Origin of the sequence: Phycicoccus sp., from assembly GCF_035325325.1 — a bacterium.
In the GTDB taxonomy this organism is placed as follows: domain Bacteria; phylum Actinomycetota; class Actinomycetes; order Actinomycetales; family Dermatophilaceae; genus Phycicoccus.
Genome location: NZ_DAOLAC010000010.1, coordinates 69,742 through 92,454 on the forward strand (window position 1 = coordinate 69,742; position 22,713 = coordinate 92,454).

General features: G+C 72.8%; 20 protein-coding genes. 14 read left to right on the top strand and 6 right to left on the bottom strand.

What is annotated here, in order from left to right; translation table 11 throughout:
• From PKA89_RS08575 to PKA89_RS08585, 3 genes are all read right to left on the bottom strand, one after another.
• A partial coding sequence (locus tag PKA89_RS08575; protein WP_324418541.1) for a DUF1295 domain-containing protein occupies positions 1–786 on the bottom strand: 786 nt, incomplete at its 3' end.
• The gene (locus PKA89_RS08580) at positions 786–2,087 is read right to left on the bottom strand and encodes a cyclopropane-fatty-acyl-phospholipid synthase family protein (protein WP_324418543.1); all 1,302 of its coding nucleotides are present in this window, start codon (positions 2,085–2,087) and stop codon (positions 786–788) included. The genes PKA89_RS08575 and PKA89_RS08580, both read right to left, overlap by 1 nt.
• A gap of 82 nt (positions 2,088–2,169) precedes the next feature.
• Positions 2,170–3,294, bottom strand: coding sequence for a B12-binding domain-containing protein (locus tag PKA89_RS08585; RefSeq protein WP_324418605.1), 1,125 nt, complete (start codon positions 3,292–3,294; stop codon positions 2,170–2,172).
• Here PKA89_RS08585 and PKA89_RS08590 point away from each other — a divergent pair.
• The 10 genes from PKA89_RS08590 to PKA89_RS08635 all read left to right on the top strand — a co-directional run bounded on the left by PKA89_RS08590 (position 3,248) and on the right by PKA89_RS08635 (position 13,416).
• Positions 3,248–4,534, top strand: coding sequence for an FAD-dependent oxidoreductase (locus tag PKA89_RS08590; protein ID WP_324418544.1), 1,287 nt, complete (start codon positions 3,248–3,250; stop codon positions 4,532–4,534). The two genes, PKA89_RS08585 and PKA89_RS08590, sit on opposite strands and share 47 nt — an antisense overlap.
• Before the next feature lie 4 nt (positions 4,535–4,538).
• Entirely contained in the window at positions 4,539–5,294 is a 756-nt protein-coding gene (locus PKA89_RS08595) for a DUF1365 domain-containing protein (protein ID WP_324418546.1), read from the top strand.
• Positions 5,291–6,544, top strand: coding sequence for a cyclopropane-fatty-acyl-phospholipid synthase family protein (locus PKA89_RS08600; protein WP_324418548.1), 1,254 nt, complete (start codon positions 5,291–5,293; stop codon positions 6,542–6,544). The genes PKA89_RS08595 and PKA89_RS08600 overlap by 4 nt, the downstream gene beginning before the upstream one ends.
• Positions 6,541–6,972 carry an SRPBCC family protein gene (locus PKA89_RS08605; protein WP_324418550.1) on the top strand — a complete coding sequence of 144 codons (432 nt, stop codon included), beginning with the start codon at positions 6,541–6,543 and terminating at the stop codon, positions 6,970–6,972. Before PKA89_RS08600 ends, PKA89_RS08605 begins: the two co-directional genes overlap by 4 nt.
• Complete coding sequence (locus PKA89_RS08610; protein WP_324418552.1) at positions 6,969–7,994, top strand: NAD(P)H-binding protein; 1,026 nt, start codon at positions 6,969–6,971, stop codon at positions 7,992–7,994. Before PKA89_RS08605 ends, PKA89_RS08610 begins: the two co-directional genes overlap by 4 nt.
• 11 nt (positions 7,995–8,005) lie before the next feature.
• The gene (locus PKA89_RS08615; RefSeq protein WP_324418553.1) at positions 8,006–8,737 is read left to right on the top strand and encodes a type II CAAX endopeptidase family protein; all 732 of its coding nucleotides are present in this window, start codon (positions 8,006–8,008) and stop codon (positions 8,735–8,737) included.
• Positions 8,738–8,750: 13 nt separating this feature from the next.
• The gene (locus tag PKA89_RS08620) at positions 8,751–10,115 is read left to right on the top strand and encodes a deoxyribodipyrimidine photo-lyase (RefSeq protein WP_324418556.1); all 1,365 of its coding nucleotides are present in this window, start codon (positions 8,751–8,753) and stop codon (positions 10,113–10,115) included.
• 190 nt (positions 10,116–10,305) lie between these two features.
• Positions 10,306–11,364: a TerC family protein gene (locus tag PKA89_RS08625; protein WP_324418558.1), complete on the top strand. Its 1,059-nt coding sequence runs from the start codon at positions 10,306–10,308 to the stop codon at positions 11,362–11,364.
• A 58-nt stretch (positions 11,365–11,422) separates the two neighbouring features.
• Positions 11,423–12,256 carry a D-hexose-6-phosphate mutarotase gene (locus PKA89_RS08630; RefSeq protein WP_324418560.1) on the top strand — a complete coding sequence of 278 codons (834 nt, stop codon included), beginning with the start codon at positions 11,423–11,425 and terminating at the stop codon, positions 12,254–12,256.
• Positions 12,253–13,416, top strand: a complete 1,164-nt coding sequence (locus PKA89_RS08635; protein ID WP_324418562.1) for an AGE family epimerase/isomerase — start codon at positions 12,253–12,255, stop codon at positions 13,414–13,416. The genes PKA89_RS08630 and PKA89_RS08635 overlap by 4 nt, the downstream gene beginning before the upstream one ends.
• 40 nt (positions 13,417–13,456) lie before the next feature.
• Here PKA89_RS08635 and PKA89_RS08640 read toward each other — a convergent pair whose 3' ends face one another.
• Both PKA89_RS08640 and PKA89_RS08645 read right to left on the bottom strand, forming a co-directional pair.
• Positions 13,457–14,035 (bottom strand): TMEM165/GDT1 family protein, encoded by a 579-nt coding sequence (locus PKA89_RS08640; RefSeq protein WP_324418564.1) that lies wholly within the window; start codon positions 14,033–14,035, stop codon positions 13,457–13,459.
• A 229-nt stretch (positions 14,036–14,264) separates the two neighbouring features.
• Positions 14,265–14,732 (bottom strand): MarR family transcriptional regulator, encoded by a 468-nt coding sequence (locus PKA89_RS08645; RefSeq protein WP_324418566.1) that lies wholly within the window; start codon positions 14,730–14,732, stop codon positions 14,265–14,267.
• Between the two features lie 73 nt (positions 14,733–14,805).
• Between PKA89_RS08645 and PKA89_RS08650 the strand changes: the two genes are divergently transcribed.
• From PKA89_RS08650 to PKA89_RS08665, 4 genes are all read left to right on the top strand, one after another.
• A complete protein-coding gene (locus tag PKA89_RS08650) occupies positions 14,806–14,985 on the top strand; it encodes a hypothetical protein (protein WP_324418567.1) in 180 nt (59 codons plus the stop codon).
• Between the two features lie 114 nt (positions 14,986–15,099).
• Positions 15,100–16,119 (top strand): NADP-dependent oxidoreductase, encoded by a 1,020-nt coding sequence (locus tag PKA89_RS08655; protein ID WP_324418569.1) that lies wholly within the window; start codon positions 15,100–15,102, stop codon positions 16,117–16,119.
• 94 nt (positions 16,120–16,213) lie between these two features.
• Positions 16,214–18,820 carry a cation-translocating P-type ATPase gene (locus PKA89_RS08660; protein ID WP_324418571.1) on the top strand — a complete coding sequence of 869 codons (2,607 nt, stop codon included), beginning with the start codon at positions 16,214–16,216 and terminating at the stop codon, positions 18,818–18,820.
• The gene (locus PKA89_RS08665) at positions 18,817–19,788 is read left to right on the top strand and encodes an aldo/keto reductase (protein ID WP_324418573.1); all 972 of its coding nucleotides are present in this window, start codon (positions 18,817–18,819) and stop codon (positions 19,786–19,788) included. The genes PKA89_RS08660 and PKA89_RS08665 overlap by 4 nt, the downstream gene beginning before the upstream one ends.
• 51 nt (positions 19,789–19,839) lie before the next feature.
• Here the strand turns inward: PKA89_RS08665 and mraY are convergent, their stop codons facing one another.
• On the bottom strand, positions 19,840–20,952 hold the full coding sequence (gene mraY / locus PKA89_RS08670; RefSeq protein WP_324418575.1) for a phospho-N-acetylmuramoyl-pentapeptide-transferase: 1,113 nt from the start codon (positions 20,950–20,952) through the stop codon (positions 19,840–19,842).
• Between the last annotated feature and the right edge of the window lie 1,761 nt (positions 20,953–22,713).

The following is a 22,713-nucleotide window of genomic DNA, read 5'->3' on the forward strand; positions in this document are numbered from 1 at the left end:
CGGCGGGAGCGGGAAGAACATCGAGGTCCGCTCCATGTACTCCGGGTAGCCGGGGCGCTTGGCCATCTCCGACTCGAGCAGCCGCGCGCCCGTGGCGAAGGCGAGGAAGTACGTCATGACGACGGGCGAGAGCACGGTGAGCACGCCGGGCCAGGCCTCCGCGGCGACGACGAACAGGCCCCACCAGACGGCCGAGTCGCCGAAGTAGTTGGGGTGACGGGTCCAGCCCCACAGGCCGCGGTCCATGACCTTGCCCTTGTTGGACGGGTCGGCCTTGAACGCCTTGAGCTGGGCGTCACCGACCGTCTCGAACGCGACGCCGACCAGCCAGACGAGCACCCCGAGCGCGGCGACCCAGCCGAGCGCGGACGACGTGGCGGCGGCGACCTGGAGCGGCAGCGACACGAACCACGCCGCGACGCCCTGCGTGCCGAAGACCCGCACCAGGGCGTAGCGGAACCGCTCCTCCTCCGGCTTCTCGGACAGCAGCTTCTCGTAGCGGGGGTCCTCGCCCTGGCCCAGGGCGCGGCCGCGGATGTGCCACGCGAGCCGGCCGCCCCAGAGGGTGACGAGGACGGCGAGCAGCAGCGAGCGCGCCGAGTGCTGCCCGACCGCGTACGCCACCCAGCCGATGGCGACGAAGACCAGCCCCCACGTGACGTCGACGACGGCGACCTTGCCGACCCGCTTGGCCACGAGCGCGGTGACCCCCATCGCGACGGCCGAGGTGACCGCCGAGGCGAGGAGGACCAGCCCGAGGGTCGAGCCCGAGAACGCGCCGTCCATCAGCGGGCCGGGTCCGAGACGACGGCCGGGCCCCCGGGGCGGCGCAGCAGCAGCTGGTCGACGCCCATCCGGTTGTCGCGGAACGCCTGCGCGCCGCCGACGAGGTAGAGGCGCCAGACCCGCGCACCCTCCTCGCCGAGCAGCTCGACGGCGCGGTCCCAGTTCTCCTCGAGGGTGCGGTGCCAGGCCTCGACGGTCCACACGTAGTGCTCGCGCAGGGCGTGCACGCCGCGGACCTCGAACCCGGCGTCCTGGAGGAGGTTGAGGGTGTCGCCGACCGGACGCATCGTCATGTCCGGGGCGATGAACTGCTCGATGAACGGCCCGCCGCCGGGGTGGTGCCCGCGGATGCGCGACATCTGCTGGACGAGCACGTACCCGCCGGGTCGCACCGACCGGTGCAGCACCGAGGCGTAGGTGGCGTAGTTCTTCTCGCCGACGTGCTCGCCCATCTCGAGCGAGGCGACGGCGTCGAACGGCTCGTCGCGCACCTCGCGGTAGTCCTGGAGCCGGATCTCGACCCGGTCCTGCAGCCCGCGCTCGCGGATGCGCTCGTCGATGAAGGCCTTCTGCTCGGCGGCGATCGTCACCCCGGTGACCCGCGCCCCGAAGTGCTCGGCAGCGTAGAGCGAGAGCGAGCCCCAGCCACAGCCCACGTCGAGGAAGCGCATCCCCTCGGAGAGACCGACCTTGCGGCAGACGAGGTCGAGCTTGGCGGCCTGCGCGTCGACGAGCGCCATCTGCGGGCCGTCGGCGTAGAAGCCGGACGAGTAGGCCAGGTGCGGGTCGAGGAGGAACTCGTAGAACTCGTTCGAGAGGTCGTAGTGGTGGCTGATCGAGGCGCGGTCGCGGGCCAGCGAGTGGAGGCGGCCCTTGACGACGGCCTGGGTGGCGGGCGGGGCCGGCGGGCGGGCGAGGGCGCCGGTGTCCTTCGCCAGCCGGACGAGGTCGGGCAGCAGCCGGGCGACCCGGGCCGGCGTGAGCGGGGGAACCGATCGCGCGGCCACCGTCTCGCGGACGAGGTCGAGCGCGTCGCCGATGTCCCCGTGCACCTCGAGCTCGCCGGTGACGTAGGCCTGCGCGGCACCGAGCTCGCCCGGGTGCCAGAGCAGCCGGGTCAGGGCCTGCGGGGAACGCAGCTCGACGAGCATCCCCTCCGCCGACCCGGCCTCCGAGCCGTCCCACGCGCGCAGCCGGACGGGCAGCGGGCCGGCGAGCAGGGGCCGCAGGGCCGCCTCGATCCGCGACGCCACCCCGTCCCGGGTCGTCGTGCCCTGCGTGCTGGGGTCGGTCAGTGTCACGGGTGCTCCTCGAGTGGGCGGTCGGGGCGGCTTGGCCGGGGGAGGGCCGGGCGCCGCCCGGGGCGCCCGGCCCTCCGGGTGGTCACGAGCGGTGTTCGGAGTCCGTCGGCGTGGCGGATGGCGCCTCACCGCCGGCCCGGCGGCGCTCACGGGCCGCGGTGGTCAGCTCGGCGACCCCGCCGACGAGGTCGGGGCCGAGGTGGTGGGCGGTGATCTCGTCGAGGACCCGCGGCGTGGTGCCGCGACCGGCGAGCCACAGGGGGTACCGCTCGGCGAGGCGCCGCAGGGCCGGCGCGTGCGCCCGGAACCCCGAGGGCCGGCGGCTGGCGAGCACGACGGCGTCGGGGCGGACGAGGTCGGCGGCCGAGGTGAGCGAGACGATCGGGGTGTCCGGGCCGAGGTAGCGGATGCGCCAGCCGGCCCTCCCGAGGAGCACCCCGAAGCTGAGCAGGATGATGTCGTGGAACTCGCCCGGCGGGCAGGCGAGCACGGCGACGGGGCCGGTGCCGATGCCCCAGGTCAGCGAGAGGGCGCCGAGCCGCCGGCGGACCAGGCTGCTCGCGAAGTGCTCCTGGGCGATGCCGATCCGGCCGAGCTCCCACATCTCGCCGACCCGCACGAAGAAGGGGACGAGGACGTCGACGATCGCACTCTCCACCGAGCGGTCGAGGAAGGCGGTGTCGAGGACGGCGTGCGCGCGGTCCTCGTCGAGCGCGGTGACGGCGTCGAGCAGCTGGGCGACGAGCAGCGGCGGGTCGGTGCGCAGCGGGTCACCGCGATGGCCGTCGGAGCCGCTCGCCGCAAGGTCGTCGGCATCGGCCAGGCCGGTGGCGGCGTTGCCGGCGCGCTCGGCCGCGAGCACCTGGCGGCAGGCCTCCATCGCGCTGACACCCTGCTCGCGCAGGGCGAGGACGTCGCGGACGCGCCGCTCGTCGTCGACGCCGTACAGGCGGTACCCACCGGGGGACCGGACGGGCGTCAGGAGCCCGTAGCGGGACTCCCAGGCACGAAGGACGTGCGTGCTGACACCCACTCGGGCAGCCAGCTCGCCAATCCGCATCGACGGGGGGACCGAACGCCTCACACCGCCACGGTAGGCGCTCGCCAGAGATTTGACAAACCTTTGACGAAGGTCGACGGAAGGTTCTACGGTCATGCCCATGCCCCCCACCCACCGCCAAGCGAGCGACCCCGCCCGCCAGCGCATCGCCGTCGTCGGCGCCGGGGTCTCCGGGCTCACCGCCGCGCACGTGCTCTCGACCTCCCACGACGTGACCCTCTACGAGGCGGACGCGCGCCTCGGCGGCCACGCCCACACGCACACCGTCCCGGTGCGCGACGGGGAGGTCCGCGTCGACAGCGGCTTCATCGTCCACAACGACCGCACCTACCCCCACCTGCGCCGACTCTTCCGCGAGCTGGGGGTGCAGACCCGCGACACCGAGATGTCGATGAGCATCCGCGACGAGTCGACCGGCCTCGAGTACGCGGGCGGCCGGGGCCTCAAGGGCTTCGTGGCCCGGCCCCGACAGCTCCTCGACCGCGAGTACGTCGGGATGCTCCGGGCGGTCAAGCGTTTCCACGCCCTGGCGGCGCGTTTCCTCGCCGAGACCGACGACGAGGACACGACGACCTACGGCGAGTTCATCCGCGACGCCGGCTTCCCCGAGTCGTTCGTCCGGCTCTACGCCGTCCCGGTCGTCGCCTGCGTGTGGTCCAGCGGCGGCGAGGACGCCCTCGACTACCCGGCCCGCTACCTCTTCCGCTTCCTCGAGCACCACGGGATGCTCTCGGTCGGCGACTCCCCGCAGTGGATGACCGTCGTCGGCGGGTCGCGCACCTACGTCGACCTCCTCGCCGCGCGGCTGCCCGCGGTCCACGTCGGCGACCCCGTGTCGTCGGTGGCCCGCACCCCGGACGGCGTCGAGCTGCGCACGGCGGGAGGCCGGCTGGACCGCCACGACCGGGTCGTCGTCGCCACGCACGCCGACGACGCCCTCCGCCTGCTCGCCGACGCCACGCCGGCCGAGAAGGAGGTGCTCGGTGCGTTCCGCTACAGCCGCAACGAGACCGTCCTCCACCGCGACGGGTCGTTCCTGCCGAGGGCCCGGCTGGCTCGGTCCTCGTGGAACTACCTCGTCGGTGACGACCCGTCCGAGGGGGCGGTCGTCACCTACTGGATGAACCGGCTCCAGGGCATCCCGGACAGCGAGCCGTTCTTCGTCACGCTCAACGCCACCGACCGGATCGACCCCGGTAGCGTCGTCGCCACCATGGAGTACACCCACCCCCTCTACGACGTGGCGGCGGTGCGGGCCCAGAGCCGCATCGCGGAGATCACGACCGACCGCACGGCGTTCGCGGGTGCGTACCACGGGTGGGGCTTCCACGAGGACGGTTGCCGCTCCGGGGTCGAGGCCGCACGGGCCTTCGGGGTCGACTGGTGACGGCATGACCACCACCGCCGACCTCCCCGTGCTCCCGGCGCTCGTCGTCGGCGAGGTGCACCACACCCGCTTCCGCCCGGTGCGCCACGCGTTCACGCACCGGCACACGCAGTGGCTCGTCGACCTCGACGCGATGCCCCGGATCCCGTTCTGGCTCAGGCCGTTCGCGTCCTTCCGGGCCGAGGACCACCTCTCCGGCAACCCCGGCACGGCGGCCCTCAAGGCCAACGTCCTGCGCGTCCTCGAGCGCGAGGGCGTCGACACCACCCCGCACGACCGCGTCGTCATGCTGGCCCACGCGCGGGTCCTCGGCCACGTCTTCGACCCCATGTCCGCGTTCTGGGTCTTCACCCCGTCCGGCGCCCTGCGCGGCGTCGTCGTCGAGGTCCACAACACCTACGGCGGCCGGCACGCCTACGTCCTGCGCCCGGACGCCACCGGCCGCGACGACGTGGAGAAGGCGTTCTACGTCTCGCCGTTCAACGACGTCGAGGGCGAGTACGCCATCCGCCTCACGCTGACGCCACGGAAGGTCGGGGTGGCCATCCGACTGCGCGTCCACGACGAACCCCTGGTGACCGCGACCGTGACCGGGACCCCCCGGCCGGCGACGACGGCGCAGGTGGCCCGGACCGCGGTGCGGTACCCGTTGATGCCCCAGCGGGTGACCGCGCTGATCCGCGTCCACGGCATCTGGCTGTGGCTGCGGAGGCTCCCGGTCCGCCCCCGCCCCGACCACTCCCTGGAGACCGTGCGATGACCGCCGACACCCCCCGCCTCGAGCTGGCCGCCCCGCGGCTCACCTTCCCCCGCGCCCTGACCCGGGGCGCCGTCGCCAAGGCCGTCACCGAGGTGGCCGTACGTCCGATGCCGGTGCGGATGCGCTACCCCGACGGCACGGTCGTCGGCGCCGGCGGCCCGGACTCGCCCGTCCTCGAGGTCGTCCGCCCCCGGGCGATGTTCCGCCGGCTCGAGGAGCACCCGAAGATCGGCCTCGGCGAGGCGTACATGGCCGGCGACTGGCGGGTGGCCGACGGCACCGACCTCGCACAGGCCCTCATGCCGTTCGCGGCCCGGATGGGCGAGCTCGTCCCGAAGCCGCTGCTCTCGCTGCGCGGCCTCGTCGACCGCGCCATCCCGCGCACCCAGCGCAACACGCTTGAGGGCTCGCGGAGCAACATCAGCGCGCACTACGACCTCTCGAACGACCTCTTCGCGGCGTTCCTCGACCCCTCGATGTCCTACAGCTCGGCGCTCTTCGACCCCGCGGCCCCCCTCGCCGGGCAGGACCTCCACGAGGCCCAGGTGCGCAAGGTCGAGGCCATCCTCGACGCCGCCGACGTGCGCGACGGCTCCCGGGTCCTCGAGATCGGCACCGGCTGGGGCGAGCTGTCCATCCGCGCCGCGGCCCGGGGAGCCACCGTCACCTCGGTGACGCTCTCGGAGGAGCAGCGCGACCTCGCGCTCGAGCGGATCGCTGCGGCCGGGTACGCCGACCGGGTCGAGGTGCTGCTCCAGGACTACCGCGAGACGACCGGGCAGTTCGACGCGGTGGTCAGCGTCGAGATGATCGAAGCGGTCGGGGAGGAGTACTGGGAGACGTACTTCCGCCAGATCGACCACCTGCTCGCCCCCGGTGGCGTCGTCGCCATCCAGGCCATCCTCATGGAGCACCACCGGCTGCTGGCGACCAAGGGCTCGTTCGGCTGGATCCAGAAGTACATCTTCCCGGGCGGCCTCATCCCCTCTCTCCAGGCGATCCGCGACGTCACGCGTGAGTCGACGAGCCTGCGGGTAGAGAGGGTGCACGCCTTCGGGCCCGACTACGCCGAGACGCTGCGTCGGTGGCGCGAGAGCTTCAACGCCCGGTGGACGGACATCCAGCGGTTCGGCTTCGACGAGACCTTCCGCCGGATGTGGGAGTTCTACCTCGCGTACTGCGAGGCCGGCTTCGCCACCGGCTACCTCGATGTGGCCCAGATCCGTTTCTCGAGAAGGGAACCCGCATGACGATGACGGTCGAGCGCACCATCTCGACGTCCGCCTCCGCGGCCGACGTCCTGCCCTACCTGGCCGACTTCCGCAACGCCACCGAGTGGGACGCCGGCACGGTGTCCTGCGAGCGGGTCAGCGGCGACGGCGGCGTGGGGACGAAGTACCGCAACGTCTCGAAGTTCGCCGGCAACACCGTCGAGCTCGAGTACACGACCGAGGAGCTGGCCGACGACCGCGTCGTCATCGTCGGCCGCAACGACACCACGACGAGCCACGACACCATCACCGTGCGACCGGAGGGCACCGGCGCGTCGGTCACCTACCGCGCCGACTTCGAGTTCTCCGGGGTGGCCCGGTTCATCGGACCCGTGATGACCCCCCTCCTCGAGCGCCTCGGCGACCGCACGGCCGCGCAGCTCAAGGAGGTGCTGGACCGCCGGTGAGCGACTCCCGCGGCACCGGCCGCCGTGCCCTCGTCACCGGCGTCACCGGCTACATCGGCTCACGCCTCGTCCCGGCCCTGCTCGACGAGGGGTGGACGGTCCGGGTCCTCACCCGCGACGCCGGCAAGGTCGCCGACCGGGTGTGGCGCGAGCGCGTCGAGGTCGTCGAGGGCGACGCCACCTCCCGCTCGACGCTCGCCGAGGCACTGGCCGACGCCGACGTCGCCTACTACCTCCTGCACTCGATGGACAGCGAGGGCGGTTTCGTCGAGCGCGACCGCGAGATGGCGCAGGCCTTCGGGCGGGCCGCGTTCGAGGCCGAGGTCGGCCGCATCGTCTACCTCGCCGGGCTGCACCCCGAGGACGGGCCGCTCAGCGACCACCTCGCCTCGCGGGTCGAGGTCGGTGACCTCCTCATGGCCAGCGGCGTGCCCACGGCCGTGCTCCAGGCCGCGATGATCGTCGGCTCCGGCTCCGCCTCCTTCGAGATGCTGCGCCACCTCACCTCACGGCTGCCGTTCATGGTCGCCCCGAAGTGGCTCGACAACCGCATCCAGCCGATCGCGGTGCGCGACGTCCTGCACTACCTCGTCGGGGCCGCCGACCTCGCGCCCGACGTCAACCGCACCTTCGACGTCGGCGGTCCGGAGATCCTCACCTACCGCGAGATGATCGTCCGGTTCGCGCGGCTCGCCGGCATGCTGCCCCGCACCGTCCTCACCGTCCCCGTGCTCACGCCGCGGCTGGCCAGCAAGTGGGTCGGCTTCGTCACCCCGGTGCCCACCGGGCTGGCGAAACCGTTGGTGGAGAGCCTGCTCCACGAGGTCGTCTGCCACGAGAACGACATCGACGACCTCGTCGGCCCGCCCGAGGGCGGCCACCTCCGGTTCGACCGCGCGGTCACCGACGCCATCGCCGGCGACGACGCCGACCCCCGCCCCGAGCCGGGCACCGTCGACCCCGCCAGGGTCACCGCGGCCGACCCCGCGTGGGCCGGAGGTGGCAGCGGGTCGGGGTCCTGAGGCGGCCGCGGATGGCCACCGTCCGGCCGGTCGCCGAGCTGCGCGCGTTCGTCCGCGCGGCCCTCGTCGACCCCGTCCCCCGCGACCACACCGAGTCGGACAGCGCCTTCCGCCGGCGACGGGTGGTGGCCGTGGTCACCCTCCTCGTCGGTGCCGGCGTGCTCGCCTGGGCGCTGCGCATCGAGCCGGGTGACCCCACCTTCTACCTGGCCACCCTCGCCCTCGCCGTGGTCTGGGCAGTGGGTGCCTTCGCGTCCGGTCCGCTGCACCTCGGCCACGGCCACACCCGCGCCGGCGGCGAGCCCAGCCGGGCGGTCGTCCAGTCGCTGGCGCTCGGGGCGCTCCTCCTCGCGGTCTTCCTCGCCGGGGCCCTCCTCGTGGCCCAGGTGCCCTTCCTCCGCGACCCCGTCCAGGCACTGCTCGACCACGCCCGCTACGGCTCCCTCGGGGTGGTCGCCCTCCTCACCGTCGTCAACGGGGTCGCCGAGGAGCTCTACTTCCGCGGCGCCCTCTTCGCCGGTGTCGGTCGGCGGCACGCGGTGGCCGTGACGACCGTCGTCTACGCACTGGTCACGGCGACCTCGGGCATCCCGCTGCTCGTCTTCGCCGCGGCGGTCGTGGGGCTCGTCGTCGGCCTCCAGCGGCGGGTGACCGGCGGCATCCTCGGCCCGACGGTCACCCACCTCACGTGGTCGCTCGGGATGCTCTTCCTCCTGCCCGCCGTCCTCGACCGCCTCTCCTGAGGAGCCCTTCGCGATGACCTCCGTCCTCTGGCTGCGCCGTGACCTCCGCCGCCGCGACCACCCGGCCCTGCTCGCGGCCCGGGAGGCCGCGGGCGACGGCGACCTCGTCGTCGCCTTCGTCGTCGACCCGCGGCTCTGGGACGGCGGCGGGGTGGTGCGGCGGGCGTGGCTGGCGGCCAACCTCCGGGCCCTCGACGAGTCCCTGGACGGCTCCCTGACCCTCCTGCACGGCGACCCGCGCACGGTCGTCCCCGCGCTCGCGCAGCGGGTCGGCGCGTCGTCCGTGCACGTCTCGCGCGAGACCACCCCCGCCGGCGTCCGTCGCGACGAGGCGGTCCGCGAGGCACTCGGCGAGGGCGTCGAGTGGGTCGAGACCGGCACGCCCTACGCGGTCGGGCCCGGGCTGGTCACCAACGGGTCGGGGGACCCGTACAAGGTGTTCACGCCGTTCTCGCGGGCCTGGCGCGAGCACGGATGGCCGGAGCCGGCGGCCACGCCGCGCACGCTGCCGCTGCGGCACGCCCGCAACGACGCCGACGCCACGGCCGCGCTCGACGCCGCGCTGTCGGCGTCCGACCTCCCCGAGCTGCCGCCGGCCGGCGAGGAGGCCGCCCTGCGCCGGTTCCGCCGCTTCCGCGACGACGCACTCTCCGGGTACGACGGCGACCGCGACCTGCCCGCCCTCGACGCGACGTCGCGGATGTCGCCGTACCTCAAGCTCGGCGTGGTGCACCCACGCACGCTGCTCGCCGAGGTCGCCGACCACTCGGGCACGGGGGCCGAGACCTTCCGCGACGAGCTCGCCTGGCGTGAGTTCTACGCCGACGTCCTGTGGCACAACCCGAGGAGCGCGTGGTCCGACCTGCGGCCGGCCCTGTCCGGGATGCGCTACTCGGAGCCCGAGGACGCGATCGAGGCGTGGCGCCGGGGCGAGACCGGCTACCCCGTCGTCGACGCCGGGATGCGCCAGCTGCTCGCCGAGGGCTGGATGCACAACCGGGTGCGGATGATCACCGCGAGCTTCCTCACCAAGGACCTCCACGTCTGGTGGCCGGTCGGCGCGCGGCACTTCCTCGACCACCTCTGCGACGGCGACATCGCCTCGAACAACCACGGCTGGCAGTGGGTGGCCGGGACCGGCACCGACGCGTCGCCGTACTTCCGCGTCTTCAACCCGGTGACCCAGGGCGAGAAGTTCGACCCGTCCGGCGACTACGTGCGGCGCTGGGTGCCCGAGCTGCGGCACCTCGCCGGCAAGGCGGCGCACCGGCCGTGGGACCACGACGGCGGCTACGCCAAGGGCTACCCGGAGCGCATCGTCGACCACGCCGAGGAGCGCCAGGAGGCCCTCGACCGGTACGCCGCCGTCCGCCGCTGAGCCGTCGAACCTTTTCCACACACCGGCTTGGGGAAATGATCCGGCGACGGGTATCCTGCAGCGCAGACGAGGGGAGTACTTCCCAAGTCCGCCACCGGTCAGTACGAGGGCCCCACGGTCCTCCCGGTGCGGCGCCGCCCGCGGGCGGTGAAGGAGACCTCAGGACCGCCATCGTGCCCTGAGGAGCGTCATGCCATCCCTCCACACCCTCCCCGCCGTCGTCGCTGCCGCCGAGCCGGCCGCCGCCGGACCCTCGGTCGGCACGCCCCTGCTGTGGGGCGTCACCATCGCCGCCGTCCTCGGCCTCTTCGTCCTCGACTTCGTGCTGACCCGCAAGCCGCACGAGGTGTCGATGAAGGAGGCCGTCGGCTGGTCGAGCTTCTACATCGCGCTGCCGCTCGCCTTCGGCGTCTTCGTCTGGACGCAGTACGGCGGCGACCGCGGGCTCGAGTACTACACCGGCTACCTCGTCGAGAAGTCGCTCTCGGTCGACAACCTCTTCGTCTTCATGCTGCTGCTCGCCGCCTTCGCCGTCCCGGACGCCCTCAAGCAGCGCGTCCTGCTCATCGGCGTCGCGGGCGCCCTCCTCCTGCGCGGCGTCTTCATCGCGGTCGGGGCGCAGCTGATCTCGATGTTCTCGTGGACCTTCCTCCTCTTCGGCGCGATCCTCCTGCTCACCGCGGTCAAGGTGCTCAAGGACGCGCTGTCGCACGAGGACGCAGCCGTCGACATCGGCTCGCTCCGGACCGTCAAGGTGCTCCGCCGGTTCTTCCCGGTGACCGACGACTACCGCGGCCCGAACCTCACCGTCCGGGAGGCCGGGAGGCGTGCGCTGACGCCCCTCGGGCTCGTCGCCGTCGCCATCCTCGGCACGGACATCGTCTTCGCCGTCGACTCCGTGCCGGCCGTCTTCGGCATCACCGGCGACCCCTACCTCGTCTTCGCGACGAACGCGTTCGCGCTGCTCGGCCTGCGTGCCCTCTACTTCGTCCTCGAGGGCCTGCTCGGCGCGCTGCGCCACCTCGGCTTCGGCCTGGCCGCCATCCTCGCGTTCATCGGCGTCAAGCTCGTCCTGCACTGGGCCCACGGCGTCTGGCCGGCGACCCCCGAGGTGCCGACCCTCGCCTCGCTCGGCGTCATCGTGGGCATCCTCGCCCTCGTCACCGTGACGAGCATCCTGGCCAACCGCCGGGACGCCGCCCGCGGCGAGCCGGCGGAGGAGCGGTCCGAGGAGCTCGAGCACTCCTGAGCCACCGGCGGCCGGTCCCGGCTGGTGGGCGTCGGCGCGCGGTCACTACGGTGGTGCCGTGAGCGCCGACGCCCCCCTCCGCCGCACCGTCGACGGTGGCGACTGCACGGGGGAGCTGCTCGACGAGGGCGCCCTCGTCCTGCGCTGGGCCCCGCTCCGTGCCGCGCCGGTCCTGTTCGCCCACCCGTCGGTCCCGGTCCGGCCGGGCGTCCCGCCGCACGCCGGCATCCCCGTCTGCTGGCCGTGGTTCGGGCCGGGCCGCTCGGGGAGGATGACGCCCTCGCACGGGTGGGCCCGCAGCACCGTGTGGTCGTTCGTCGGTGAGGACGTCGACACGCACGAGACGACGCTGCGGATGCGGCTCACCTCCGACGACGCCACCGACCCGCAGTGGCCCCACCCGTACCGGCTCGACCTCGTGGCCCGTCTCGGCGCGCGGCTTGAGGTGTCGCTCTCCACGACGAACACCGGCGCGGAGCCGGTCGAGCTCGAGGAGGCGCTGCACGCCTACCTCGCGGTCGGCGACGTCCGGCAGGTCTCCATCAGCGGGCTCGACGGGGCCGCCTTCCACGACAAGGTGACCGGCCGCGACGAGGTGCAGGACGGCGACCTCGTCCTCACCGGCGAGACCGACCGCGTCTACCGCTCGGACGCGCCGGTCACGGTCACCGACCCCGTCCTCGGCCGGGTACTGCGCGTCGAGACCGAGGGAGCCGCCGACCGCGTCGTGTGGAACCCCGGCCCCGAGAAGGGTCCCGGCGTCGCCGACGTCGGCGACCAGTGGCCCCGCTTCGTCTGCGTCGAGGCGGCCAACGCCCTCGACGACGCCGTGACCGTCGGCCCGGGGGAGACCCGGACGATGACCTACCGCCTCACCGTGGAGGACCTGTGACCTGGCTCGACACCCCGACGCACCGCGAGTGGCTGGGCCGGGGGCTCACCGACGTCCTGACGTTCGCGCTGCGCTCCATCCGGCCGGAGGGCGGCTTCCACCACCTCGGCGCCGACGGCTCGCCGCTCCCCGGCCGCCGGCCGCTGCTGTTCCTCACGGCGCGAATGGCCTACTCGGCGAGTGCCGGCGTGCGCCACAGCATCCCGGGTTCCGGCGAGCTCCTCGACCACGCGATGGCCTCGCTCACCGGCCTGCACGCCGACACCGTCAACGGCGGCTGGCTCACCGAGCCCGGGGTCGAGACGCGCAAGTCGACCTACGACCACGTCCACGTCGGGCTGGCCGCGTCGGCGGCGCTCGGGGTCGGGCACCCTTCGGCCGCAACGCTGCTCGAGCAGGTCGTCGACGTGGTCGACACGCGCCTCTGGGACCCCGCGACCGAGACGCTCCAGGAGTCGTTCGCGGCGGACTGGTCCGACCCCGAGGACTACCGCGGCGCCAACGCCAACATGCACGGCACCGAGGCGTTCCTCGCGATGGGCACGGCGACCGGCGACGCCGTCTGGCACCGGCGCGCGCTGGCCATGGCCGAGCGGCTCATCGACCGCTCGGCCCGCGAGAACGGCTGGCTGCTGCCGGAGCACTACACGGCCGGCTGGGAGGTCCTGCCCGAGTACAACCGCGACGAGCCGATGCATCCGTTCCGGCCGTACGGTGCGACGTTCGGGCACTCGCTCGAGTGGGCCCGCTTCCTCCTCCAGCTCGAGGCGTCGCCGCTCGTCGGCTCACCGGCCTGGCTGCTCGAGGCCGCCGAAGCCCTCGGTCGCCGCGCGCTCGACGGCGGGTGGGCCCTGGACGGACGGCCCGGCCTCGTCTACACCGTCGACTGGGACGGCCGGCCGGTCGCCGACGTCCGGCTGCACTGGCCGGTCTGCGAGGGCATCCAGCTCTCGGCGTCGCTGGTGCGGCGCACCGGCGACGAGCACTGGGAGTCCTGGTACCGACGGCTGTGGGACCACGCCGCGCGGTACTTCGTCGACGAGCGGGGCACGTGGCGCAACGAGCTCGACGAGACGATGGCCGAGGGCGGGCAGATCTGGCCCGGTCGACCCGACGTCTACCACTGCGGCGGGGCGCTCGCCGGGCCGCTCGAGGCCTGAGCGACAGGTCCTCGCGCGGCTGCTCCCGGGTGGGTGGGGGTCAGAGCCAGCCGAGGCCCTGGGCGACGAGCAGCACGCCGAAGATCGCGAAGAGCGCGGCGGCGCCGTACTTGATCGCCTTCTCCGGCAGCTTCTTCCCGAGCAGCGCGCCGACGCCGATGGCCAGCGCGTCCGCGGCGACCATCCCGACCGTGCTGCCGACCCAGGTGCCGAACCAGCCCTCCTGGGTGGCGAGGGTGATGGTGGCCAGCATCGTCTTGTCGCCGAGCTCGGCGAGGAAGAAGGCGACGCCGACGGCGACGATGGCGGCGCCGGTGCTGCGCCGGGCCTTGTCGGCCTCCTCGTCGGTCAGCTCGTCGCCGCGCAACGTCCACGCGGCGAAGGCCAGGAAGGCCACGCCGGCGACGACCGAGATGACGCCCTGGTAGTCGGCGAAGGCGGTGCCGACCGCGGCGCCGATGCCGACCGACGCGAGGTGGACGACGGCGGTGGCGACGGTGATGCCGAGGAGGACGTCGCGGGCGCGGTAGCGGGTGGCGAAGGTCATCGCCATGAGCTGGCTCTTGTCGCCGAGCTCGGCGACGAAGATCACGGCGGTGCTGAGCAGGAACGCGTACATGTGATGGGGGCTCTTCCTCGTGCCGGACGAGGAGTGCCGCGGGGACGGACCTCTCGGCCGGCACGTCCGGTGGTGGGCACGTGCGTCTGGCCGAAAGTCTCGTCCGCCACCGAGGGTGGCCCGCCGTACCGGACCCGGGGGTCAGTGTGTCGACACGGCGATTGGGGACTACTCCCTTTCGGGCCCCACGGTAGCGGCCGGGCGCCGACGCCGCGAAATCCGTCCGCGGTCAGGGGGTGCGGCGGGTGGCGGCGGTGAGGCGGGCCAGCCGGTCGCGGATCTCCCCCCGCGCGGGGGCGTCCATCCCGAGCCGTTCGATGACGGCCGGCGGGATCTGCTCGGCGCGGCGTCGCAGCCGCCGGCCGGCCGGGGTGAGGCCGACGCTGACGGCCCGCTCGTCCGCGGTGTCGCGGCGGCGTTCGACGAGGCCGCCGGCCTCCAACCGCTTGAGCAGGGGCGAGAGGGTCGCGGGCTCGAGGCTGAGGCGCCGGGCGATCTCCGAGACCCGCTGCGGCGACTCCTCCCAGAGCGCCAGCATGACGAGGTACTGCGGGTGGGTCAGGCCCATGGGTTCGAGCAGCGGCCGGTAGAGGCCGATGACGTTGCGGCTCGCGACCGCGAGGGCGAAGCACACCTGGCGGTCGAGGGCGAGGAGGTCGACCGCCTCCTCGGGTGCGGGCTGGCGCGCGGTGGACACGGTGCGATCCTACGACGAAGACGGAGTAGCATCGTGAACTAATAGTTAGTGCACGAACTACATGGAGGATGTCATGGCCCGTCAGCCGTCCGAGGGGCTCTCGCTCCTGTACCGCATCGGATGGCGGTTCCGGTACGTCACGACGAGTGTCTTCGGCCCCGCCCAGCTCGGCACGGACGACCCCCAGCTGCGCCTGCGCCGCGAGCGCGAGCGGAAGGTGGCCGCCGCCCGCGCCCAGCGCGACGCGTCCTGACCTGCGCGCTCGCCGCGACCGCGGTCGAGGTGAACGAGGTCACGGCATACCGGACGGCCTCGGCGTCGTTGGACCCTGCCGGTCCACGATTCCGCGACACCCTGGAGGTCCCCGATGACCGAGTCCGTCCCCACCGCGTCCGCGCGCGAGTGGCGCCTGCGCAGCCGCCCGACCGGGTGGCCCACCCCGGAGGACTTCGAGCTCGCCGAGAGCGACGTCCCCGAGCTCGCCGACGGCCAGCTGCGCGTGCGCAACGTCGTCCTCTCGGTCGACCCGTACATGCGCGGCCGGATGAGCGCCGCCAAGTCCTACGCCGCCCCGTACGCGGTCGGCGAGGCGATGACCGGCGGCGCCGTCGGCGTGGTCGAGGAGTCGCGCGCCGACGGGTTCGCCGTCGGTGACCACGTCCTCCACGGGCTCGGCTGGCGCGAGGTCGCCGTGCTCGACGCGTCGGAGGCTCGCGTCATCGACGCCTCCGTCGCACCGGCATCCGCCTACCTGGGCGTCCTCGGGATGACCGGGCTCACCGCCTACGCCGGCCTGACCCGCACCGCGTCCCTCGAGGAGGGTGACGTCGTCTTCGTCTCCGGTGCGGCCGGCGCCGTCGGCGGCGCGGTCGGCCAGATCGCCAGGGCCCTCGGCGCCTCGCGGGTCATCGGCTCGGCCGGCTCCCCGGAGAAGGTCCGCCACCTCACCGAGGACCTCGGCTTCGACGCCGCGTTCTCGTACCGCGACGGCCGCGTCTCGGACCACCTGCGCGAGCTCGCGCCGGACGGCATCGACGTCTACTTCGACAACGTCGGCGGCGAGCACCTCGAGGCGGCCATCGGGTCGCTGCGGCTCGGCGGCCGGATCGCGGTGTGCGGGATGATCTCGGTCTACAACGACACCGAGCCCGCACCCGGCCCGCGCAACCTCGCGCGCCTCATCCAGACCCGCGGCCGGATCCAGGGCTTCCTCGTCGGCGACCACTACGACCTCGCCGGCGAGTACTTCCGCCGCGCGGCCGGCTGGCTCGCCGACGGCACGCTCTCGCTGCGGGAGACCTCGGTCGACGGCTTCGAGAACGCCGTCGACGCCTTCCTCGGGGTCCTGCGCGGCGAGAACACCGGCAAGATGGTCGTCCGGCTCTGAGCGGCGTCCGCCGGGGTCGTCGACACCACATCCTCGCGGTGTTCACCGGCGAGCCCGGGGGGTGCACGCTGGGAGTGTGACCGCGGCGTCGCCCGTGACGTCCGCCCCGTGGCACGCGGTGTCCGTGGCGGAGGCCGCCGGGCGGCTCGGGGTCGACCCCGCTCTCGGCCTCGACCCCGAGGAGGCGGCTCGGCGGCTCGCCCGCGACGGCCCGAACACGGTCCCCGAGCGAGGTGGCCGGCGGCTGCGCGACCTCCTCCTGGAGCAGGTCCGCGACGTGATGATCCTGCTGCTGCTCGCCGCCGCCGTCGTCTCGGGCCTGGTCGGCGACCTGGCCGACACGATCGCCATCGTCGTCATCCTCGTCCTCAACGCGGCGATCGGCGTGGTGCAGGGGCTGCGCGCGGAGCACGCGCTGGAGGCCCTGCGAGCGCTGTCCGCGCCGCAGGCCGAGGTCCTGCGCGGGGGTCGGCCCACGCGCGTGGACTCGGCCGAGGTCGTGGTCGGGGACGTCGTGCTCCTCGAGGCCGGCGCCCTCGTGCCCGCGGACCTGCGCCTCGTCGAGGCCGCCTCCCTCTCGGTCGCGGAGGCCGCCCTGACCGGGGAGTCGGTGCCGGTCACCAAGGGCACCCGTCCCGTCCACGGCACGGCGGTCCCCGTGGGCGACCGCTCGTGCATGGCCCACCGGGGCACCGAGGTGACCTCCGGGCGTGGTGTGGGTCTCGCCGTCGCGGTCGGTTCGGACACCGAGATCGGCCGGGTCGCCGAACTCATCATCGGGGCCGATGACGTGCGGACCCCGTTGCAGCGCAGGCTCGCTCACCTCTCGACACGCCTGGCCGCGGCGGTGGTGGTCATCTCGGCCGTCGTCTTCGTGGCCGGACTGCTGCGGGGTGAGGACCCCGTGGTCATGCTGCTCACCGCCGTCAGCCTCGCGGTCGCCGCGGTCCCGGAGGCGCTGCCGGCGGTCGTCACGATCTCGCTCGCCCTCGGGGCGGCCGTCATGGTGCGACAGCAGGCCCTCGTGCGCCGGCTCCCGGCCGTCGAGACCCTCGGGTCGGTCACCCACATCTGCTCGGACAAGACCGGCACGCTGACCCGCAACCGGATGGCCGTCGATGCCGTGTGGACGCCGTCGGGCGACACCGACGGGCTCGCCGAGGCCCTCGTCGCCTGCACGGACGCCGTCCTCGGGGACGGCGACGATGACGCCCGGGGCGACCCGACGGAGGTGGCCCTGCTGCGCCACGCCGCGCGGACCGCCACCGGCCCGGCGCGCCCGCGGGTGGGCGAGCTCCCCTTCGACGCCGAGCGGCGGCGGATGCTCACCCTGCACGCCCGCGGGTCGGCCGGATCGGCCGGGTCGGCCGACCGGTACGTCGCCTTCGCGAAGGGAGCCCCGGAGTCGCTGATGCCGAGGTGCGTCCTCGACGAGGGCCTCCGGCGGGAGGCCGACGAGCGCGCCCGGACGATGGCGGCTGCCGGCCTGCGGGTCCTCGCCGTCGCGCGGCGCGACCTCGACCGGCTGCCCGAGGACCTGCGCGAGGTGGAGGGGGGAATGACGCTGCTCGGCCTCGTCGGCCTCCTCGACCCGCCGCGCCCGGAGGCCGCCGCGGCCGTCGCCGAGTGTCGTGCGGCGGGCATCGTCCCGGTGATGATCACGGGCGACCACCCGGTCACCGCCCACGCGATCGCCGAGCGGGTGGGGGTCGCCGAGCCCTACCACGACGCGAGCGACGTGCTGACCGGGCAGGACCTCGCCGACCTGGACGACGCGGCCCTGGAGGCCAGGGTGCTCGGCGCTCGGGTCTACGCGCGCGTCGACCCGGCGCAGAAGATCCGCATCGTGCGCGCACTCCAGGCGCAGGGTCAGGTGGCCGCCATGACCGGTGACGGCGTCAACGACGCACCGGCGTTGCGCCAGGCCGACATCGGGGTGGCGATGGGGGCCGGGGGCACCGACGTCGCCCGGGGGGCATCGGCGATGGTGCTGCTCGACGACAACTTCGCGACGATCGTCGGCGCGGTGCGCGAGGGGCGACGGATCTACGACAACATCCGCCGCTTCGTGAAGTACACGCTCACGAGCAACGCCGGCGAGATCTGGGTGATGTTCCTCGGGCCGCTGCTCGGCCTGCCGCTCCCCTTGTTGCCCCTGCAGATCCTCTGGATCAACCTCGTGACTGACGGGCTCCCCGGACTCGCCCTCGCCCGCGAGCCGGCCGAGCCCACGGTGATGCGCCGGCCACCGCGGCCTCCGGAGGAGAGCATCTTCGCCCACGGGGTGACGTGGCACATCGCCTGGGTCGGCCTGCTCATCGGCGGGGTCTCCCTGGCCGGGATGGGCTGGGCGCGACTCGAAGGCGCGGAGAACTGGCAGACGGTCGTCTTCACCGTCCTCGTCCTCGCCCAGCTCGGCCACTCCCTGGCCGTCCGCTCGGAGACCCAGCCCTCCTTCGGCCGGCGCTTCGCGACCAACCCGGCGCTGCTCGGCGCGGTCGTCCTCACCGTCGGGCTCCAGCTGGCGGTCGTCTACCTGCCGTGGCTCCAAGGGGTCTTCCAGACCGGCGGGCTGTCGGCGCGGCAGCTGGTGGTCTGCGTCGGGCTGGCCCTCGTGGTCCCGGCGGCCGTCGAGGGTGAGAAGGCCCTCGTGCGCCGCGGGCTCCTGTACGACGCTCGGGCTCGTAGGGTCGGGGGATGAGTGACTCGAGCTACCGGCCCCTCGGCGACAGCGGCCTCATGGTGTCCGTGGTCGGGCTGGGCTGCAACGCCTTCGGCTCCCGCATCGACGCCGAGCAGACGCGTGCCGTCGTCGACGCCGCGATCGACGCCGGCGTCACCCTGTTCGACACCGCCGACTCCTACGGCGACGGCGCGAGCGAGGAGCTGCTCGGTCGGGCCCTCGGGTCGCGGCGCGAGTCCGTCGTCGTCGCGACGAAGTTCGGGATGGGCGACCACTACGCCGAGCACTTCGGGGCCCACGGGTCCCGGCGCTACGTGCGCCGGGCCGTCGAGGCGAGCCTGCGCCGGCTCGGCACGGACCACATCGACCTCTACCAGCTGCACCGCCCCGACCCGATCACGCCGGTCGAGGAGACCCTCGGCGCGATGAGCGAACTCGTCACCGAGGGGAAGGTGCGCTACCTCGGCTCCTCGAACCTGTCGGCGTGGCAGGTCGTCGACGCCGACTGGGTGGCCCGCACCAGCGGCACGCAGCGATTCGTCTCCGCGCAGAACGAGTACTCGCTCTACAACCGCCTCGCCGAGGCCGAGCTGGTGCCGGCGTGCGAGGAGGTGGGCGTCGGCCTGCTGCCGTACTTCCCGCTCGCGTACGGGTTGCTCACCGGCAAGTACCGGCGCGGCGAGTCGGCGCCTGAGGGGACGCGGCTCGCGGCGTCGAGCCAGGCTTCGCGGCTGGAGTCGGCGAACTGGGACCGCATCGAGGCGCTGGAGTCGTTCGCCCGCGAGCACGGCATCTCGATGCTCCAGCTCGCCGTCGGCGGTTTGGTCGCGCAGCCCGCGGTGGCGAGCGTCATCAGCGGCGCGACCCGCCCGGAGCAGGTGCGGGCCAACGCCGAGGCCGGCCTCTGGGAGCCGACGCTCGAGGACCTCGCCGCGCTCGACGCGCTCGGTGACAGCCCCGCGTTCTCGTACACGACGTTCGCCTGAAGCCTCGGATCGCCGCCCGGCCGACCGCCCGGCCGCGGTCGGGGTGGCGGGCTAGGTGGTGACGACCCACTCGCCGTAGAACAGGCCGAGTCCGGCGAGCACGCAGATGCCGGCGACGATCCAGAACCGGATGACGATCGTGATCTCGGCCCAGCCGACCACCTCGAAGTGGTGGTGCAGCGGCGCGATCCGGAAGACCCGCTTGCCCCGGGTCCTGAAGCTCACGACCTGGATGATGACGGACAGGGTGACGATGACGAAGAGGCCGCCGAGGACGCCGAGCAGCAGCTCGGTGCGGGTGAGGACGGCGAGCCCGGCGAGGGCGGCGCCGAGTGAGAGGGAGCCGGTGTCGCCCATGATGATCGACGCCGGTGCCGCGTTCCACCAGAGGAAGCCGAAGCAGGCACCGGCGACGGCAGCCGCGACGACGGCGAGGTCGAGGGCGTCGGACCCCGGGTAGCAGCTGGGTCCCGGTGCGAGGGAACAGCTCGCGTTGTGCTGCCAGAGGCTGATCATCGTGTAGGCGCCGAAGACCATGACGGAGGCGCCGATGGCGAGCCCGTCGAGCCCGTCGGTGAGGTTGACGCCGTTGGAGGCGCCGGTGATGAGCAGGTTCGCCCAGAGGAGGAAGAGGAGCGACCCGACGACCGGCCCTGCGAAGGCGAGGTCGAGCCGGGTGTCGCGGACGAACGAGATCGCGGTCGAGGCCGGTGCCTTGCCGTGCTCGTCGGTCAGCCACAGGGCGAGGGCCGCGAAGACGACGGTGACGAGCGTCTGCCCGGCGAGCTTCTGCCGTGACGTCAGGCCGAGGCTGCGCTCGGCCCGGATCTTCGTGAAGTCGTCGAGAAAGCCGACCGCCCCGAGCCCGACGAGGAGGAAGAGGACGAGGAGCGCGCTGACGGAGACGGGGCTGGTCGTCACGCGGGCGAGGTCGCCGGCGTCCAGTCCCAGGAGGAGCAGGTGCGAGCCGAAGTAGCCGACGAGCGCCGCGCCGATGACGACCGCGCCGCCCATCGTCGGCTTGCCGCGCTTGACGTGGTGCAGCGTGAGGTCGTCGTGGATGGGCTGCCCGTAGCCGCGGCGGACGAGGAACCGGATGAACAGCGGTGTGCCGAGCAGCGACACGAGCAGCGCGAGCCCGCCGGCGAGCATCACGTTGACCAATGGTTCTCCTGGGTCCGGGTGGCGGGCGCACGGCAGCGACGGCTCGCAGCCCGCATCCCCCGCGTCTCGCGACCCTACCGGCGTGGTCGCCCCGGCCCATCGGCGGGCACGCCGGCCACGCCCTGGGGCCGGGGTTGTCGGGAGCCGACCCGAGGACCCGTCGACGTGGCGCACGTTGCCCCACATCTTGCCCGATTGATGGTGCCGAGACCGTGGGACGAAAGGTCGCACCGGTGCTGACCTGCGGCTTTGGTGGGCCCCGTGGGGCTCGAACCCACAACCTACGGAGTGCTGAGGCGCCGTGCTTGCCAAGGACCCGGTCGGGGGCTGAACTGCGGAAACGCCTGCGAATGGCGGTGGCGTCTCGTCGTCGTTCCGTGGCAGATGTGACCCCACATGTGTCCCCAGCACGCGGAGGAACGGTTTGTCGTCTTGAGCGACAGGGTCACGTTGGACCCTCCATCCGCGTGGCGCTCGACTGGGGCAGTAGGCCGCCGGAACCGAACGCACCACCGTCGATACCCCGAATGACACCTCTCATGCCTCGCTAACTTCGAAATCTGCCTCTTCATCCCCGAGTGGGTAGTAACCAGCTCTCGACAAGTGAAGCCCTTTCCGCCGGTGGCGTAGCTGCCGACCTCGGCCAGCCCTTACTCTTCCGCCTCTTTGTCGGTCTCGGGCAGTTCCTCATCCTGCAGCCGTCCCGTTGGGGTGCTCCACTACGATCTTGAATATCGAGAGACCTCGCTGAAGGTCGCCCTTGACCGGAGCGAATCTCACGGAGGGTCGTACGGCGGTGGTTAATGGCAGAAATCGCGTGCTGCGATTTACGTCGTAGCCGTCGCGGTCATAACGTGGGCCTAGTTCGCGATCCTAAGACCGGCCAATGCCTCGCCCTCAACGGCCGCATGGTACCCCTCTGCGGCCGCGCCTGTGGGAGAGCGTCGATCACCTACCAATTCGTTGCAGGCATTTCACGCTCAGCTTGTTCGACATCACGCAGGGCGAGGGACAGCTCTATCTCGCAGGCGGTCAAGGCTCTGCCCAGCCTGCGGCCGTGGGCGACGAGTGGCTCCGCGTACCTTTGGTCGAATCGCATTCTCGTCGAGTCGTTCCAGTGGCTCCGTGACTCCATTAGGGCTCGCTCCAAGGTGCGCGTGATATCGGAGGCCATGGAAGCGTGTGGGCCCAAAGACAGCGACATTCAGGACACCTGGCCGGGCAGGGTGTGGATGCCAAGTTCTCGCGCGATGGCTAGCCGGTGCCGGCCGTTGACGATGTTAAGCGACCCGTCGGGCCGTTGATCGACGCGGATTCGGTCGCTCCCCACGAAGAGGTCGTAAACGTCTGCCGTTCGCCGCAATGGAGAAGAGCGATTGTTGGCGTCACGCTGTGCGAAGTCCTCCCGCTTTAGGCCTCTGCGAATGCCGGGCTCGACGACATCAGCCCACGTTTGTACCGCCCATCGGTAATCCGCCCGAGACGCGCCTCCCCGGCCGAAGGGTCCGACGATCGGAGTGTCGTCAAGGTCAGCTGCCTCCACATTCACGTCTTGAAGGTTCAGGGGTGCAAACGGCTCGCTGCCGGCGTTTGGGGGCGCAGCAGTCCTGGCGTCGGGATAAGGGTCCGGATGAGTGCTCCCGCCTCCCCGATATTGTTGGAGACCGTGCAGCATGCGGCTAAGCGTCGCTCGGGCGCTGGCGACATGGGGCTCCGACTCCGCCGAATGTGCTCGAGTAAGCATGGCGACCTGAGCTCTGA

Excerpts from the sequence above, each read along its gene's own strand:
- PKA89_RS08665 (WP_324418573.1), top strand. The coding sequence starts at position 18,817 with ATGAGTGACTCGAGCTACCGGCCCCTCGGCGACAGCGGCCTCATGGTG.
- PKA89_RS08625 (WP_324418558.1), top strand. The coding sequence starts at position 10,306 with ATGCCATCCCTCCACACCCTCCCCGCCGTCGTCGCTGCCGCCGAGCCG.
- PKA89_RS08615 (WP_324418553.1), top strand. The coding sequence starts at position 8,006 with ATGGCCACCGTCCGGCCGGTCGCCGAGCTGCGCGCGTTCGTCCGCGCG.
- PKA89_RS08595 (WP_324418546.1), top strand. The coding sequence starts at position 4,539 with ATGACCACCACCGCCGACCTCCCCGTGCTCCCGGCGCTCGTCGTCGGC.
- PKA89_RS08585 (WP_324418605.1), bottom strand. The coding sequence starts at position 3,294 with ATGCGCTGGCGGGCGGGGTCGCTCGCTTGGCGGTGGGTGGGGGGCATG.
- PKA89_RS08600 (WP_324418548.1), top strand. The coding sequence starts at position 5,291 with ATGACCGCCGACACCCCCCGCCTCGAGCTGGCCGCCCCGCGGCTCACC.
- PKA89_RS08620 (WP_324418556.1), top strand. The coding sequence starts at position 8,751 with ATGACCTCCGTCCTCTGGCTGCGCCGTGACCTCCGCCGCCGCGACCAC.
- PKA89_RS08605 (WP_324418550.1), top strand. The coding sequence starts at position 6,541 with ATGACGATGACGGTCGAGCGCACCATCTCGACGTCCGCCTCCGCGGCC.
- PKA89_RS08655 (WP_324418569.1), top strand. The coding sequence starts at position 15,100 with ATGACCGAGTCCGTCCCCACCGCGTCCGCGCGCGAGTGGCGCCTGCGC.
- PKA89_RS08640 (WP_324418564.1), bottom strand. The coding sequence starts at position 14,035 with ATGTACGCGTTCCTGCTCAGCACCGCCGTGATCTTCGTCGCCGAGCTC.
- PKA89_RS08590 (WP_324418544.1), top strand. The coding sequence starts at position 3,248 with ATGCCCCCCACCCACCGCCAAGCGAGCGACCCCGCCCGCCAGCGCATC.
- PKA89_RS08650 (WP_324418567.1), top strand. The coding sequence starts at position 14,806 with ATGGCCCGTCAGCCGTCCGAGGGGCTCTCGCTCCTGTACCGCATCGGA.